Origin of the sequence: Pseudomonas sp. zbq_18, from assembly GCF_043102245.1 — a bacterium.
In the GTDB taxonomy this organism is placed as follows: Bacteria; Pseudomonadota; Gammaproteobacteria; order Pseudomonadales; family Pseudomonadaceae; genus Aquipseudomonas.
The window spans coordinates 114,318-128,625 of record NZ_JBICIT010000001.1 but is presented as its reverse complement, the minus strand read 5'-3'; the positions used below and the strand labels follow the sequence as shown (position 1 = coordinate 128,625).

15 protein-coding genes are annotated in these 14,308 nt (G+C 64.4%); 7 read left to right on the top strand and 8 right to left on the bottom strand.

The genetic code is table 11. The features are described from left to right. Positions 1-6 precede the first annotated feature (6 nt). Positions 7-1,164: an efflux RND transporter periplasmic adaptor subunit gene (locus tag ACF8C6_RS00630; protein WP_392497541.1), complete on the bottom strand. Its 1,158-nt coding sequence runs from the start codon at positions 1,162-1,164 to the stop codon at positions 7-9. Positions 1,165-1,303: 139 nt separating this feature from the next. Here ACF8C6_RS00630 and ACF8C6_RS00625 point away from each other — a divergent pair, with 139 nt between their 5' ends. After that, a complete protein-coding gene (locus ACF8C6_RS00625) occupies positions 1,304-1,933 on the top strand; it encodes a TetR family transcriptional regulator (protein WP_392497540.1) in 630 nt (209 codons plus the stop codon). Positions 1,934-1,972: 39 nt separating this feature from the next. Here ACF8C6_RS00625 and ACF8C6_RS00620 read toward each other — a convergent pair whose 3' ends face one another. Continuing rightward, positions 1,973-2,170 carry a heavy-metal-associated domain-containing protein gene (locus tag ACF8C6_RS00620; protein ID WP_392497539.1) on the bottom strand — a complete coding sequence of 66 codons (198 nt, stop codon included), beginning with the start codon at positions 2,168-2,170 and terminating at the stop codon, positions 1,973-1,975. 224 nt (positions 2,171-2,394) lie between these two features. On the opposite strand from ACF8C6_RS00620, the gene ACF8C6_RS00615 reads away from it, so the two are divergent. From ACF8C6_RS00615 to cueR, 3 genes are all read left to right on the top strand, one after another. Continuing rightward, positions 2,395-2,739: a hypothetical protein gene (locus ACF8C6_RS00615; protein ID WP_392497865.1), complete on the top strand. Its 345-nt coding sequence runs from the start codon at positions 2,395-2,397 to the stop codon at positions 2,737-2,739. A gap of 75 nt (positions 2,740-2,814) precedes the next feature. Then, complete coding sequence (locus ACF8C6_RS00610) at positions 2,815-5,193, top strand: heavy metal translocating P-type ATPase (protein ID WP_392497538.1); 2,379 nt, start codon at positions 2,815-2,817, stop codon at positions 5,191-5,193. 75 nt (positions 5,194-5,268) lie between these two features. Then, positions 5,269-5,679: a Cu(I)-responsive transcriptional regulator gene (gene cueR, locus ACF8C6_RS00605; protein ID WP_392497537.1), complete on the top strand. Its 411-nt coding sequence runs from the start codon at positions 5,269-5,271 to the stop codon at positions 5,677-5,679. An 83-nt stretch (positions 5,680-5,762) separates the two neighbouring features. On the opposite strand, the gene ACF8C6_RS00600 is transcribed toward cueR, so the two are convergent. Both ACF8C6_RS00600 and bfr read right to left on the bottom strand, forming a co-directional pair. Continuing rightward, on the bottom strand, positions 5,763-8,003 hold the full coding sequence (locus tag ACF8C6_RS00600) for a TonB-dependent siderophore receptor (protein ID WP_392497536.1): 2,241 nt from the start codon (positions 8,001-8,003) through the stop codon (positions 5,763-5,765). Positions 8,004-8,224: 221 nt separating this feature from the next. Then, positions 8,225-8,692, bottom strand: coding sequence for a bacterioferritin (gene bfr, locus ACF8C6_RS00595; protein WP_277689898.1), 468 nt, complete (start codon positions 8,690-8,692; stop codon positions 8,225-8,227). Here bfr and ACF8C6_RS00590 point away from each other — a divergent pair. Then, on the top strand, positions 8,691-8,870 hold the full coding sequence (locus ACF8C6_RS00590; protein WP_392497535.1) for a hypothetical protein: 180 nt from the start codon (positions 8,691-8,693) through the stop codon (positions 8,868-8,870). The genes bfr and ACF8C6_RS00590 overlap by 2 nt on opposite strands. A 567-nt stretch (positions 8,871-9,437) precedes the next feature. Here the strand turns inward: ACF8C6_RS00590 and ACF8C6_RS00585 are convergent. Together ACF8C6_RS00585 and ACF8C6_RS00580 are read right to left on the bottom strand one after the other, a co-directional pair. Continuing rightward, positions 9,438-10,325: a PA4780 family RIO1-like protein kinase gene (locus tag ACF8C6_RS00585; RefSeq protein ID WP_392497534.1), complete on the bottom strand. Its 888-nt coding sequence runs from the start codon at positions 10,323-10,325 to the stop codon at positions 9,438-9,440. Next, positions 10,322-11,266 carry a LysR family transcriptional regulator gene (locus ACF8C6_RS00580; protein ID WP_392497533.1) on the bottom strand — a complete coding sequence of 315 codons (945 nt, stop codon included), beginning with the start codon at positions 11,264-11,266 and terminating at the stop codon, positions 10,322-10,324. The genes ACF8C6_RS00585 and ACF8C6_RS00580 overlap by 4 nt, the downstream gene beginning before the upstream one ends. 100 nt (positions 11,267-11,366) lie before the next feature. Here ACF8C6_RS00580 and ACF8C6_RS00575 point away from each other — a divergent pair, with 100 nt between their 5' ends. Continuing rightward, positions 11,367-12,008 (top strand): NAD(P)-dependent oxidoreductase, encoded by a 642-nt coding sequence (locus tag ACF8C6_RS00575; RefSeq protein WP_392497532.1) that lies wholly within the window; start codon positions 11,367-11,369, stop codon positions 12,006-12,008. Positions 12,009-12,031: 23 nt separating this feature from the next. Further along, positions 12,032-12,325: a DUF2218 domain-containing protein gene (locus tag ACF8C6_RS00570; protein ID WP_392497531.1), complete on the top strand. Its 294-nt coding sequence runs from the start codon at positions 12,032-12,034 to the stop codon at positions 12,323-12,325. A gap of 8 nt (positions 12,326-12,333) precedes the next feature. Here the strand turns inward: ACF8C6_RS00570 and ACF8C6_RS00565 are convergent, their stop codons facing one another. Together ACF8C6_RS00565 and proC are read right to left on the bottom strand one after the other, a co-directional pair. Beyond that, the gene (locus ACF8C6_RS00565; RefSeq protein WP_392497530.1) at positions 12,334-13,002 is read right to left on the bottom strand and encodes a TIGR04211 family SH3 domain-containing protein; all 669 of its coding nucleotides are present in this window, start codon (positions 13,000-13,002) and stop codon (positions 12,334-12,336) included. 397 nt (positions 13,003-13,399) lie between these two features. After that, complete coding sequence (gene proC / locus ACF8C6_RS00560; protein ID WP_392497529.1) at positions 13,400-14,191, bottom strand: pyrroline-5-carboxylate reductase; 792 nt, start codon at positions 14,189-14,191, stop codon at positions 13,400-13,402. Positions 14,192-14,308: the final 117 nt, after the last annotated feature.

Sequence of the window (14,308 nt, the reverse complement as noted above, 5' to 3'; positions counted from 1 at the left end):
GCCCTCTTACTGCTGCGCAGCGGCAGCGGGCTTGTCGACCACCTTGACCGGCGCGTTCGGCCGAACCTTGGGTAGCCCTTCGACGATGACCTTGTCGCCGGCCTCGATACCGCTTTCCACCACCCAGCGTCCCTCGGCGGTATGGGCGGTGCTCACGGGCCGCACGCGGGCCAGGCCCTCCTGGTCCACCACATAGACGAAAGTACCGTTCGGCCCCTGGGATATCGCGCGCTCCGGCACGGTGATGGCGTTGGGCTTGCTGATGCCCTTGACCACCACGCGCACGAACTGACCCGGCATCAGCGCCTGGTCCGGGTTGGGCACCACGGCGCGCACGCTGACGGTGCCGGTGCTGCGGTCGATGGTGCTGTCGGTGAAGTCCACCTTGCCCTGCAGCGGGTAGCTGCTGCCATCGCCGTACTTGATCTCCACGCTCATCTCCTGGCCGCCCTCGCGCACCAGCGCGCCACTTTGCAGGCCACTGCGCACATCGGATACCTCACGGTCGGGCGCCGCGAAGTTGACGTAGATAGGGTCGAGCTGGGTGATCTGGGTCAGCAGACTGGCATTGGGATCGCCCGCCACCATGAGGCTGCCCTCGGACACCGTTTCCTTGCTGGTGATGCCGGAAATCGGCGCCTCCACCGTGGTGTAGTCGAGGTCGATCTGCTTGGACTGAACCTCGGCCTTGGCCGCTTCGATGTTGGCTTTGCTCTGCTCGAAGTTGGAGATGGCGTTGTCCAGCTCACTCTCGCTGGCGAAGCCCTTCTTCTGCAGCTCGCGGATACGCTTGAGGTCGCGCTCGGTCTGCCGGTAGCGCGCCTGCTCCTGGGCCAGCGCGCCCTTGGCTCGCGCCAGGGCAGCCTGATAAGGACGCGGATCGATGCGGAACAGCACCTGCCCCTGCTTGACCTGGCTGCCCTCCTGATAGGTGCGCTCCTGCAGAATGCCGCTGACCTGGGCCCTTACCTGAACCTCGCGGAAGCCCGCGGTACGCGCCGGATATTCGAACTGCAGCGGCAGCGACTCGACCTTGACCGCCTCCACCACCACCTCGGGCGGCGGCATCTGCTGACCACCGCTCTCTGCGGCTTGCGCCTGTGCACCGAGCAGCAACCCGAAACCGAGGATTGCGAGCGTGAGGGAAGGTTGGCGAGCAGGCATATGTCGTCTCCGTGACGTTTAATTCGGGCAGCCGGGAATGCTAATTACATACATACATGACTGTAAACAAATGAATGGCGCAAATATCGCTACACTGCGTTCCCCAGCACAGAGCCTAGTCCGAATCCTTCTACCCGACATGCGCAGAACCAAAGAACAAGCAGAACAAACCCGCGTCGCCATCCTCGCCGCAGCCGAACAACTGTTTCTGGAAAAAGGTGTGGCCCACAGCAGCCTGGAACAGATCGCCAGCGCTGCCGGCGTGACTCGTGGCGCCGTGTACTGGCACTTCGAGAACAAGGCGCACCTGTTCCACGAAATGCTCAATCAGATACGCCTGCCGCCAGAACAGATGGCTGAGCGCTTGTGCGCCTGCACCGGTGGCGACGCCCTGCTGGGCCTGCGCGAACTCTGCGTGGAGGCCATCGAGAATCTGGCCCGTGATGAACAGAAGCGCCGGGTCTTCACCATCCTGCTGCACCGCTGCGAATTCACCGCTGAACTGCGCGAAGCCAAGGAGCGCCACGACGCCTTCATCAACCAGTTCATCGAACTGGTGGAGAACCTGCTGGCGCAACCCACCAACCGCGCGCGCCTGCGTCAGGGCATGACCCCGCGCCTGGCCGCCCGCGCCCTGCACGCCCTGATTGTCGGCCTGTTCACCGACTGGACCCGCGACCCCAGCCTGTTCGACCCGTTGACCGACACAGGCCCCATGATCGACGCGCAGTTGCAGGGCCTGCTGCACGACTGGCAGGCACCGGCCTGAGCCGAGTAGGCTCAGCCGGCGGCTGCAAGCCTTCCGGGATCAGACGGCCTCGGCCTGGTAACCCCGATCGCGAACAGCCTGCAGCAGTTGCTCCAGGCTCTGCACACTGGCGACCCGTACCTCACCCGCGCCGAGATCGACCTGGATCTGAGCCGCCGGGTCACCGGCCTGCAGAGCACGGGTAATGGCGCGGACACAATGTCCGCAGGTCATGCCGGACACTTTCAGAACATGCATGGTGGTGCCTCCTCATCTGATTGACCTCTTCACCGTGGAGCCTGCCACCGTGGCAAGGTCAAGCCGCAAACTTGTCCTGCGCGCTCAACTGACCCAAGCTGCAGACAGACCAAGGAGACAGCCGCATGCGCCTTTGCCTCACCCTGCTCTGCCTGCTCAGCCTCACCGTCCACGCCGACGAAGCCCCTTCTGAGCCTCCCGTCGCGCCGGCCAACCCGGTACAGATGGCGCCCACTCCGCAGGCCACGATGACCTTGCCGACGCCTATCGACTATGGCGTGCTGACGGTGTCGCGCGAGCGCCTGGAAGTGTCCACGCCCTGTGATATCGGCCTGTACCTACAGGGCAACCTGACTGCACGCCTGTACCAGGGGCAGTCGGTCACCCTCAACCTGCCACCAGGCGAAATCCAGGTGCGCCTTGGCCAGCTCGGCGGGGGCGGCTGCCAGCCACGCTTCGAGCAACTGCGCAGCCAAACCCTGCGGATCACGGTCGGCGAAGTACAGAAGTACCGGATCGCCATGGACAATCAGGGTATTCGCCTGATTCCGGCGCCCCTCAACTACTGAGCGCGACACTCGGGCGCTTGACCTTGCCCTGGCGTCAAGGTTGATCCTAGGGACGAATCCGGAGGAGTCGCCCCGATGAGCACGATGCAGACTTTCGACATTCCCATCCAAGGCATGACCTGCGCAGGTTGCGCCGGCCGCGTCGAGCGCGCCCTGGCCAAGGTGCCCGACGTGCAGCAGAGCAGCGTCAACCTGGCCAGTGAACAGGCGCGGGTCACGGCACCACCCGAACGCCTGGGCGAGCTGCTGGCAGCCGTCGAACAGGCCGGCTACCGGGTGCTCTCGCAACGCCTGGAGCTGGCCATCAGCGGCATGACCTGCGCCAGCTGCGTCGGCCGCATCGAGCGGGCACTGGGCAAGGTGCCGGGAGTCCGTAGCGTGAGCGTCAATCTGGCCAGCGAACGGGCCCGTGTCGAACTGCTCGCCGGCGCCAGCAGCCGCGCCCTGCTCGATGCGGTCGAAGACGCGGGATACAGCGCCCGCCTGGTCGATTCCGCACCCGCTCAGGCGCCCCAGGCGGCCCTGCGCCGTGAACGCCTGGCCGTGCTGGCCGCCCTGTTGCTGGCTGCGCCACTGGTGTTGCCTATGTTCGCCGAGTGGGCCGGCCTGCACTGGATGCTGCCAGCCTGGGTGCAATTCGCCCTGGCCACGCCGGTGCAGTTCGTGCTCGGCGCGCGCTTCTACCGTGCCGCCTGGAAAGCCGTGCGCGCCGGCAGTGGCAACATGGATCTGCTGGTGGCACTGGGCACCAGCGCCGCCTATGGCCTGAGCCTGTACCTGTGGGCAACCGCCAGCGACCACCATCCACCGCATCTGTATTTTGAGGCTTCCTCCGTGGTGATCGCCCTGGTACTGCTCGGCAAGTACCTGGAAAGCCGCGCCAAACGTCAGACCGGCGCCGCCATCCGCGCCCTCGAAGCCCTGCGCCCGGATCAGGCCAAGCGCCTGGTCGATGGCCGCGAGGAAAGCGTCGCCATCGCCGACCTGCGCCTGGACGACCAGGTGGTAGTCAGACCCGGCGAGCGCTTCCCGGTCGACGGCGAAGTACTCGAAGGCCACAGCCAGGCTGACGAAGCGCTGATCAGCGGCGAGAGCCTGCCGCAGGCCAAGGGTCCGGGTGATCGGGTGATCGGCGGGGCCATCAACGGTGATGGCCGGTTGATCGTGCGTACCACGGCCCTGGGCGGGGAAAGCGTGCTGGCGCGCATCATCCGCCTGGTGGAAGACGCCCAGGCGGCCAAGGCTCCAATCCAGAAACTGGTGGATCGGGTCAGCGCCGTATTCGTGCCGGTCGTGCTGCTGATCGCCCTGGCCACACTGGCGGGCTGGTGGCTGGCGGGCGTCGGGATCGAACAGGCACTGATCAACGCCGTGGCCGTGCTGGTGATCGCCTGCCCCTGTGCGCTGGGCCTGGCCACGCCGGCGGCGATCATGGCTGGCACCGGCGTGGCCGCGCGCCACGGCATTCTGATCAAGGATGCCGAAGCCCTGGAGCTGGCCCAGCAGGTTTCCGTGGTGGCCTTCGACAAGACCGGCACGCTCACCTCGGGCCAGCCGCGCGTCGTACATCTGGCCACGACGGGAATCGAGCAAGCCGAGTTGCTGCGCCTGGCCGGCGCCCTGCAGCAAGGCAGCGAACACCCACTGGCGCATGCCGTGCTGGTTGCCGCCAAGGAGCGCGAAATCGCCCTGCCCGGCATCAGCGCCAGCCAGGTGCTGGCCGGGCGCGGCATTCGCGGCGAGGTGGAAGGTCTGACGCTAGCCCTGGGCAACCAGCGCCTGCTCGAAGAACAGCAGCTCAACAGCGACCTGCAACAACAGGCCACGGCCTGGGAAGCCGAGGGGCGCACCCTGTCCTGGCTGCTGCAGTTCCAGCCGCAGCCCCAGGTACTGGGCCTGCTGGCCTTCGGTGACAGCCTCAAGGAAGGATCACAGCAAGCCATTCAGGCCCTGCATGAGCGCAACATCGAGTGCCACCTGATCAGTGGCGACAACGCCGGCAGCGCCGGGGCCGTTGGCCAGGCACTGGGCATCGACCGGGTGCATGCCCAGGTACTGCCGGAAGAAAAGGCCGCGCATATCGCCGCCCTCAAGCAGAACGGCGCCCACGTGGCCATGGTCGGTGACGGCATCAACGACGCACCGGCTCTGGCCGCCGCCGATGTCGGCATCGCCATGGGCGGCGGCACCGACGTGGCCATGCACGCCGCCGGCATCACCCTAATGCGCGGCGACCCGCGCCTGGTGCCGGCCGCCCTGGAGATCAGCCAGCGCACCTGGCACAAGATTCGTCAAAACCTGTTCTGGGCCTTCGTCTACAACGCCGTGGGTATTCCGCTGGCCGCCTTCGGCCTGCTCAACCCCATGCTCGCCGGCGCTGCCATGGCCCTGTCCAGCGTCAGCGTGGTCAGCAACGCGCTGCTGCTCAATACCTGGAAGCCCAAGAAACAGTGATGCCGTAGCCCGGATGCAATCCGGGGCCAGCCATTCCCGGGTTTCACCCGGGCTACGAGACAGTGGAGAGCGACCATGAATATCGGCCAAGCCGCCCAGCAGAGCGGCCTCAGCGCCAAAATGATCCGCTACTACGAGGCCACCGGCCTGCTGCGACCAGCCGGACGCACGGTCAGCGGCTACCGGCAGTACGCTGAGCAGGACCTGCACGTACTGGCCTTTATCAAGCGCTCGCGTGACCTGGGCTTCTCCCTGGAGGAAGTCGGCAAACTGCTGGCGCTGTGGCAGGACCGCGAGCGCGCCAGCGCCGACGTGAAGGCGCTGGCGCAGGGCCATGTCGACGAGCTCAACCGCAAGATCGCCGAGCTTACCGCCCTGCGCGACACCCTGGACGAGCTGGTGCAGCACTGCCAGGGCGACCATCGGCCGGACTGCCCGATCTTGCGCGACCTGGCAACCGGCAGCCGCTGCTGCACAAACACCTGATAGCAAAAAACCCAACGCCGGCGTAGGGCCGGCGTTGGGCTTATCGGTGGACGACAGGCCAGACCTGTCGTCGTTAACGCGACTTAGAAGCTGTACTTCGCCGACGCGGTGAAGCTGCGCGGAGCACCGTAGGTCATGGCGCCGTAGGCGTCGAAGATGTCGAAGTACTTCTCGTCGGTCACGTTGTTGGCGTTCAGCTGCGCCGAGAGGTTCTCGGTGATCTGGTAACGCGCCATCAGGTTGACCAGGGCGTAGGCGTCCTGCTCGATCTTCTCCGAGTTGCCAGCCGGGTTGGTGGCGTAGGTGTAGATGGCATCCTGCCAGTTCACGCCGCCGCCGATGGTCAGCTTGTCGTTGAAGATGCCCGGCACGCGGTAGGTGGTAAAGGTCCGTACCAGCTTGGTCGGGTACAGCGTGTTGACGTCGTCGCCCTCGGCGTCTTCCAGGTCGAACTGGGTGTAGCCCGCCATCAGGTTCCAGCCCGGAGCCAGCTCGCCATTCACTTCCAGCTCGAAGCCCTTGCTGGTTGCACCTTCGGAGGCCTCGTAGGCGTAGCCGCCCACCGGATCGGTAGGATCGATCAGCTGACCGGTGCTCTGGCCCAGGTTGTCCTGCTTGATCTGGAAGATCGCAGCAGAAGCATTCAAGCGGCCGTCGAAGAACTCGAACTTCAGGCCGGTTTCGTAGCTTTCGCCGGTAATCGGATCCAGCTGCTGGCCGTTGCTGTCACGCACCGACTGCGGCAGGAAGATTTCCGTGTAACTGGCATAGGCCGAGACGGTTTCGGTGAGGTCGTAGACGATACCGGCGTAGGGCGTGATTTCGTTGTCGACGTCGGTCTTGCTGACTGCCGAGTAGATGTCTTCGCTGGTCTTCTCGTAGAAGCTGTCACGCGCACCGAGGATCAGCTTGAGGTCGTCGCTCAGGTTAAGGCGGGTCGCCGCATAGACACCGCGCTGCTCGACCTCACCGTAGCCGTAGTCGCCGCGTGGCCCCCAGACTGGCTCGGCGAAATCACCCTTGTAGGCATCGAAATTCGCTACCCCACCGAAGCCGCTCAGCGCAGGCACCTGATCGGCGTCGAAGTCCTGCTCGCTATGGACATAGCCGAAGGCCAGATCGTGATCACGCCCCATCAGGGCGAACGGGCCACTGAAGCGGATGCTGTAGTCGTCCTGGGTGGTTTCCGTCTTATAGGTCGCCGGGAACGAGGACATGCCGCTGGCGCCATCGCGGCCAGGATTGCCGGAGAGATAGAGCAGGGCGGAATCGCCGGTCCGCTCGCCGCGGTTGTAGCTGAGGTTGACCTGCCAGTCGTTGGCGAAGGTGTGATCCAGATTGACGAAGTAGGTCTCGTAAGTGGTATCCCACTGGCTCCAATTCGCCGAAGAGGTCTTGGAGCGGCTCCAGTTGGTGCGACCACCGTCGGCATACCAGACGGGCAGGCCACCCCACATCGGCGAGTCGGACTTGTTTTCCTGCCGGCTGGCGCCGAACCACAGAGTGGTATCGGGCGTCAGGTCGATATCCATGGTGCCGTAGAAGGTTTCACGCTGGTTGGAGTGCAGGTCGATCCAGCTGTCACCTTCGTTGTACTCGCCGACCAGGCGCGCGCGGATAGTACCTTCCTCGTTGAGCGCCATGGACAGATCACCGAGGGTGCCGTAGGTATCCCAGGTGCCGGCCTTGACCTCGACCGAACCGGTCAGCTCGCGGCTGCTGGCCCGCTTGCGCACCATGTTCAGCGAAGCGGAAGGGTCGCCGGCACCGGTCATCAGGCCGTTGGCGCCACGCACCACTTCGACACGGTCGTACATGGCCAGGCTGCTGAAGATCTCACCCGAACTCCACGGCTGCTCGTAGATGGTCGGCACGCCGTCGATCATCAGCGAGTTGAGCTCGAAACCGCGGGCATTGATCTGGCCACGGCTGGTTTCGTAGCGGTTCAGGGAAATACCGGTGGTGTTGTTGACCACGTCGGTGATGGTCTGCAGATCCTGATCCTGAATACGCTGCTGCGTCACCACGGTGACCGACTGCGGCGTCTCGCGCAGGGACATCTTCAGCGGAGTGGCCGTCTTGGCGGCACGGGTGGTGTAGGACTGGGTGCCCTCGGTCACCTCACCCAGGCCAGTGTCGGCCTCACCAGTAATTGCTAAGGCGTCCAGCGTCACGGCCTCCCCAGAGGTATCAGCGGCATACACCGGCAAGGCAGCTAAAACGCTACCGGCAGCGAGCAGGTGTACAGCCATGGCCAGCGGGCGCAGAGCCATGGGCGAACGAACAGCAGCGGCGTCTTGAGGACGCAGGGGAGTCAGGGACATGGGGGTACTTCCGAACAACTGGAGTTATATGAGAATACTTATCATAACAACTCAGCACCCGTTATTGCGAAATATTTTCAAAAGCTAATGAACCTTGATAACAAACAAGAGTCGAAACCCGATTTGCACAGCCCGCTCTTAAGGCTTAGCGCTGGTCATGCGGAAATGCGTCCATAAAAAAGGGGAGCCTGAGGCTCCCCTTCTGTTGACACCTGAACGACTCAGGAGGCTTGTGACTGCAGGTAGTTCTGCAAGCCAATGCGATCAATCAGTCCGAGTTGCTGTTCCAGCCAGTAGGCATGGTCTTCCTCGGTGTCGTGCAGTTGCACTTCAAGCATTTCGCGGCTGACGAAGTCACCGTGCTTCTCGCACAGCTCGATGCCTTTGGCCAGGGCCTCGCGCACTTCGTACTCCAGCTTGAGATCGGCACGTAGCATGTCCGGTACGGTGGCGCCGGGGTGAATCTTCTTCGGCGTCATGTTCGGCGTGGCTTCGAGGAACAGGATGCGCTTGAGCAGGGCATCGGCGTGCTCGGTCTCCTCCTCCATCTCATGGTTGAGGCGCTCGTAGAGCTTGGTGAAGCCCCAGTCCTCGTACATCCGCGAGTGGAGGAAATACTGATCACGCGCAGCCAGCTCGCCACGCAGCAGATCCTTCAGATAATCGACAACCTCTGTCGATCCTTTCATGAGCGCCTCTCCAGAAACATCAGTGCAGGCTGAAAGCTTCGACCTTCACATCGCTGCGGTCAAGGCTAGAAATCAAACAGCCCACGAAGCGATTCGCATTAGCCAAAGCCGCATCGTTACGGGGCTTCAGGTAATTCTGGAACTAACGAAAATCACTCGTATCACAGCCCTCTACTGACCGAAAAAACCTCTAGCCAGCCTCCCGGGAAAGCGCGCAACCCCCTGTCACACAGCCGCTGAAAATGCTGTCGCAGTCGCTATCCACGGGGATTGATCCAGCGCCGCCTGCGCGGGGATGGCTGCATTGAACTCAGCACATCACCGCAACCCGGCGAAAGACGCTCATAGACTGACTGCACAGGGATGCCCTTACTCCGCAGAGCAGCCACCGGTAGCACGGTCATCAGCAGCCCGCCGGACAGCAGACCGGACACCGGTACCGCCGTGCTACCAGAGCCACAGCGTTGCTCGATCCTAATGGCACTTCTTCGGCGTCGCGAAAGTGGCCCGGTAGCGCCAATCGCGGCTAAAGCCGCTCCCACAGGAGTTGCGCAGGTGGGTGCAGATTATCTGCCGTGGGAGCGGCTTTAGCCGCGATCAACTCAGGTAACACCGAACTCTAGGAGGGGCCTTGGCCGCGATGCCCATGATAGAGCCTGGATTTCGGCCAAGGCCTGCAACACACGCAGCGTCGGCCCCATGCAAAAACGCCCGCAGCAAGCGGGCGTTTTCGTTTCGGCGGGCCTCAGCGCTCCCAAGGCGGCGGTGGCGGCTCATCGCGCGGGGCGTCTTCGGCGTTGCGCATAGCGTCACGGCGCGCCTGTTCGGCCAGGGCGGCCTTGATCTCGCGCATCACCGAGTCGACGTCCGCTTCGCTCTCCGGCTCGGCGTACAGACCGGTGAGCTGGGTCTCGGGGGTCAGCTTGCCGTCTTCGAACAGCGCCCACATTTCCTTGGCATAGCGGGTGTCGAGCAGCTCCGGGGCGAACTGGCCGAAATACTCGGCCATGTTGCGCACATCGCGTTCCAGCATGCGAAAGGCGTGATTGTTGGCCGCAGCATCCACCGCCTGCGGCAGGTCGATGATCACCGGGCCATAGGGGTCGAGCAGGACGTTGAACTCCGACAGGTCACCATGTACCAGGCCGGCACAGAGCATCTTGACGATCTCGCCGATCATGAAGGCATGGAATTCGCGGGCATCTTCGGGCAACAGGTCGACATCGTTGAGACGTGGCGCGGCATCGCCGTGGCCGTCGTCGACCATTTCCATCAGCAACACGCCGTCGAGGTAGTCGTAGGGCTTGGGCACACGGACGCCGGCATTGGCCAGACGGAACAGGGCCGACACCTCGGCGTTCTGCCAGGCCTCTTCCTGCTCCTTGCGTCCGTACTTGCTGCCCTTGGCCATGGCGCGGGCGTCGCGGCTGTTGCGGGTCTTGCGCCCTTCCTGATATTCGGCGGCCTGACGGAAGCCACGCTTGTTGGCCTCCTTGTACACCTTGGCGCAGCGCAGTTCACTGCCACAACGCACCACGTAAACCGAGGCTTCCTTGCCGCTCATCAGCGGCCTTACCACCTCGTCGATCAACCCATCTTCGAGCAACGGTTCCAGGCGTTTCGGGGTTTTCATCGAGCTGAACGGGCCTCCATCGGTGTTTTCACGCCCTTATACGGCAATCCGAGCGAACTAGCACCCAGTGCACGGCGCAGCGCCTCGATGGCATAACGCACCTTGGCCGGCTGGGCGTCGCGGCGTGGGGTTACCAGGTAGACGCCGATGCCGCTTGGCTGCCACTGCGGCAGCACCACCAGCAGCTCGCCACGCGCCAGCAACTCGCGCACTTCCGGTTCCGGCTGCAGCGACACGCCCATGCCGGCCAGGGTGAACTCGCGCACCGAGAGAATGTTGTTACACACCACCCTGCCCTCTACCCGCAGGCGCTGCAGAGCACCGCCCGGGCCGTGCAGGGTCAGCTGGCCGCCACGCTCGTGGCCCAAGGTCAGCCAGTCCAGGCCGCTCAGGTGCTCCGGCCCGTCGATGCGGGCGCAGCGTGCCAGGTAGCTGGGGGCCGCGCACAGCAGCATCGGCCAGTCACCGACATGGCGGGCGACCAGGCTGGAGTCCTCCTGATTGCCCACGCGGATGGCCAGGTCGATGCGCTGCTCGACCAGATCGATTTGCTCGTCCTGAAAGAACAGGCGCAGGCTCAGCTGCGGATGGGCCAGCAGCAACGGTGCCAGGGCACTGGTTACCAGGTGCCCGGAAAACCCCACAGGCGCGGCGATGCGCAACTCGCCCACCGGGGCATCACGCAGTTCGGCCAGGCGTTGTTCGGCCTGCTCGGCCAGTTCGACGATTTGCCGGCAGCTCTGGTACAGCTGCGCACCGGCCTCGGTCAGGGTCAGGCGCCGGGTGGTGCGGTGCAGCAGGCTGAGCTGAGTGCTCTCCTCCAGGCGGCGAATCTGCTGGCTGACCGCCGAAGCCGTCATGCCCAGGGCGTCGGCGGCGGCAACCATGGAGCCCTTGTCCACCACGGTGGCGAACAGGGCCATGCGCTTGAGCTGCTCCATTATTAAGCTCCACTTCATTGTCAAAGCGGATTAGGCGTCTTTTTCTAGCCTTTATCCAGCTGCAATTATGGCTACACCCATAACGCACCGAGACATTCTCATGAAAATCGCCCTGATCGGCGCCACCGGCTTTGTCGGCAGCGCCCTGCTGGAAGAAGCCCTGAACCGCGGCCACCAGGTCACCGCCCTGGTTCGCCACCCGGAAAAACTGCCGGCCCATGAACGACTCAGCGCGCTGCGCGCCGATGTACGTGACGTTGCCGCCCTCACTGAGCAACTGCGTGGCCACGACGCCGTGCTCAGTGCCTTCAACCCTGGCTGGGAACAGGCCGACATCCGCGAGCAGTTCATCGCCGGTTCGCAGGCCATTGTCGCAGCGAGCAAAGCAGCCGGCGTCAAACGCCTGCTGGTGGTCGGTGGTGCCGGCAGCCTGTATGTCGCCCCTGGCCTGCAACTGATCGACACGCCGGACTTTCCCGCCGAATACAAGGAAGGGGCCGAGGGCGCACGCCAGGCCCTGAACCAGCTGCGCGACGAACAGGAGCTGGAATGGACCTTCCTCTCCCCTGCCGCCCTTCTCCAGCCGGGCCCGCGCACCGGCCAGTTCCGTCTTGGCGGCGAGCAGTTGCTGATGAACGGCAATGCCCCCGGACACATCTCCGTGGCCGACCTGGCCGTGGCCCTGCTCGACGAAACCGAACAACCGCAGCACATCCGCCAGCGTTTCACGCTCGCCTACTGAAGCCCCAGGTAACAGGAAGACTTATGACCACTTACCGCAGCAGCGCCTTCGTCACTACCGAAACACCAGCCCGCTATATCAGCCGCCTGTGCAAACACTTCGCCCACAAGATCCCGGTCAGCTTCGACGAGCAACAGGGCCGCATCCAGTTCGACGGCGGCCTGTCAATGTTGCTGGCCGAGGAAGGCGGCCTGCGCCTGCGCGTGGAGACCCAGGATCAGGAAAGCCTGGAACGTCTACAGAACGTGGTGGCCAGCCACTTCGAGCGCTTCGCCTGGCAGGAAGCCCTGACCCTGAGCTGGCAGGCAGAGGTCTGAGGGCCTGCTCATAGCCATTGATCGTTACGCTTGCGCCGTACCCGCAGCATGGTCGGCAGGATCAGGCCGGCAAACAGACCCGCTCCGGCGATGCCGCCACCGTAGACCATGTAGGTCATCAGCACCTGCTGGCGCTCTTCACCCAGCTGGGCTCGAGCCTCGCGCAGTTCGGCCTGAGCCTGGTTCAACTGGCTGTCCAGATCACTGCGCGCAGCCTGCAGTTCGTCGATCAGCGCCTTGCGTGAATCCAGGGTCTCCTGCATGCCCTGCACCCGGGTCTTCCAGGTGTCATCGATACCCTTCAGCTCGGCACTCAGGTCGGCGACCTTCTGCTGCAGCTGCGGCAGGCGCTCGGCCTGGCCGGGCATCTCCTGCAGGTCGCGGGTGGGAATCCACACCGCGTCGCCATTTTCCCCGCGCACCTGGCTGTAATCACCCTGACTGCGCAGCAACTCGACCTTCTGCCCGGAACTGAGCGTACCGACGATGCGATAGCCATCGGTCGGCCCGCTGCGCACATAAGTAGTGAGGCTGTCGCTGACCCAGCGACTATTGCCGCCCTCCTCCTGCGCCCAGGCCGGGCTGTTGGCGCTCAGCAGGCCGCCGAGCAGGATGGCGCAAAGCACGCGCCACTGAAACGAGGAGAAACAGGCAAGGGAAGGAAGGGATCGGGACATTGGACAATCTTCATCTGGCGGGAACACAACACCCGGTCAACGGGCACGACAAGAGGTCGGCCAGGCACACGGGCTGAGCTACCCAGGCGGCAAATGGCCATGCCAGCGCTACCGACTGGACCGACAGCAGACAGACCCCGTGAGGCTGGATCGGTTCACTCACCCGCGCCAAGGGGCAACCTTTGAATGCGAGAACAGGAACAGGGCGACAGTCTGAGCGCTGGATGCGTGGTTCAGAAAAGCAAAAGCCCGACGGATGCCGGGCTTTTTGGTGGCCGGGCTTGTGGCCTGGCCGGGTGCCGCACGAGTCGGCTCGAGGTAGGAAGCGCCAGATACCGGGCGGGTAGCCCCCTTGCGGTGTATCCGGCGTGGCCGCGGGCTTGCGCCCTGGGCCGGGTCAGGCGCCCTGAGAGAGCTCCTGGGAGCGGACAAAGGCCGCCCGGGCTGCTGCTTCGACCAGTTGGCGCATGGCCTGGTCCTGTTCGAAGCGGGCAATCGCGGCTGCCGTGGTGCCGTTAGGCGAAGTCACGGCAGTACGCAGTTCGACGAAATCGGCTTGCGGCTGCACCTGCAGCGAGGCGGCGCCGAAAGCGGTCTGCGCGGCGAGGGCCTTGGCCAGTTCGGCCGGCAGGCCGAGGGCCACGCCAGCATTGGCCAGGGCCTCGCTGAACAGGTGGTAATAGGCCGGGCCGCTGCCGGACAGGGCGGTGACCGCGTCCAGCTGACCTTCCTGCTCGACCCAGTAGGCCTTGCCCACGGCATTGAACAGATGGGCAATCTGCTCGCGGCGCTCGCTCGCCAGTGCATCGGCGCTGAACAGGCCGGTGCAGCCGGCGCCGACCAGTACCGGGGTGTTGGGCATCACCCGCACCACCGGGCAGCGCTGGCGCAGACCCTGGCTGAGACTGGCGCAGGTGATGCCGGCCGCCACCGAGATCACCACCGCACCCTGGCAAACAGCGTCCGGCAGCTCGCCCAGCACCTGGCAGGCATAGCCCGGCTTGGTCGCCACCACGATCAGCTCGAAAGGCTGCGCCGGCAACGCTTCCAGGCTGGGGTAAAGGCTGGCACTGCTGGATGCCTGCAGATGGGGGTCGACGGCGCTGATGCTGTCCACCAGCCCGGCGGCCAGCCAGGCCTCGCCAATGGCGCTGCCCATGCGGCCGTAGCCGATAAAGAGTGCGTTCATGCGGTTCCTTTCAGGCATTGCAGCCTGTGGGTGGGCTAAGCATGCCCGGGAAAGCTTTCAGGCAGCTTTCCAGGGCAAGGTTTTCGGAAAAGTTCGTAGGCACGCCCGGCCGCCTCG

Coding starts and splice junctions, on each gene's coding strand:
- ACF8C6_RS00630 (WP_392497541.1), bottom strand. CDS start 1,164: ATGCCTGCTCGCCAACCTTCCCTCACGCTCGCAATCCTCGGTTTCGGG.
- ACF8C6_RS00625 (WP_392497540.1), top strand. CDS start 1,304: ATGCGCAGAACCAAAGAACAAGCAGAACAAACCCGCGTCGCCATCCTC.
- ACF8C6_RS00620 (WP_392497539.1), bottom strand. CDS start 2,170: ATGCATGTTCTGAAAGTGTCCGGCATGACCTGCGGACATTGTGTCCGC.
- ACF8C6_RS00615 (WP_392497865.1), top strand. CDS start 2,395: ATGGCGCCCACTCCGCAGGCCACGATGACCTTGCCGACGCCTATCGAC.
- ACF8C6_RS00610 (WP_392497538.1), top strand. CDS start 2,815: ATGAGCACGATGCAGACTTTCGACATTCCCATCCAAGGCATGACCTGC.
- cueR (WP_392497537.1), top strand. CDS start 5,269: ATGAATATCGGCCAAGCCGCCCAGCAGAGCGGCCTCAGCGCCAAAATG.
- ACF8C6_RS00600 (WP_392497536.1), bottom strand. CDS start 8,003: ATGTCCCTGACTCCCCTGCGTCCTCAAGACGCCGCTGCTGTTCGTTCG.
- ACF8C6_RS00590 (WP_392497535.1), top strand. CDS start 8,691: ATGAGCGCCTCTCCAGAAACATCAGTGCAGGCTGAAAGCTTCGACCTT.
- bfr (WP_277689898.1), bottom strand. CDS start 8,692: ATGAAAGGATCGACAGAGGTTGTCGATTATCTGAAGGATCTGCTGCGT.
- ACF8C6_RS00585 (WP_392497534.1), bottom strand. CDS start 10,325: ATGAAAACCCCGAAACGCCTGGAACCGTTGCTCGAAGATGGGTTGATC.
- ACF8C6_RS00580 (WP_392497533.1), bottom strand. CDS start 11,266: ATGGAGCAGCTCAAGCGCATGGCCCTGTTCGCCACCGTGGTGGACAAG.
- ACF8C6_RS00575 (WP_392497532.1), top strand. CDS start 11,367: ATGAAAATCGCCCTGATCGGCGCCACCGGCTTTGTCGGCAGCGCCCTG.
- ACF8C6_RS00570 (WP_392497531.1), top strand. CDS start 12,032: ATGACCACTTACCGCAGCAGCGCCTTCGTCACTACCGAAACACCAGCC.
- ACF8C6_RS00565 (WP_392497530.1), bottom strand. CDS start 13,002: ATGTCCCGATCCCTTCCTTCCCTTGCCTGTTTCTCCTCGTTTCAGTGG.
- proC (WP_392497529.1), bottom strand. CDS start 14,191: ATGAACGCACTCTTTATCGGCTACGGCCGCATGGGCAGCGCCATTGGC.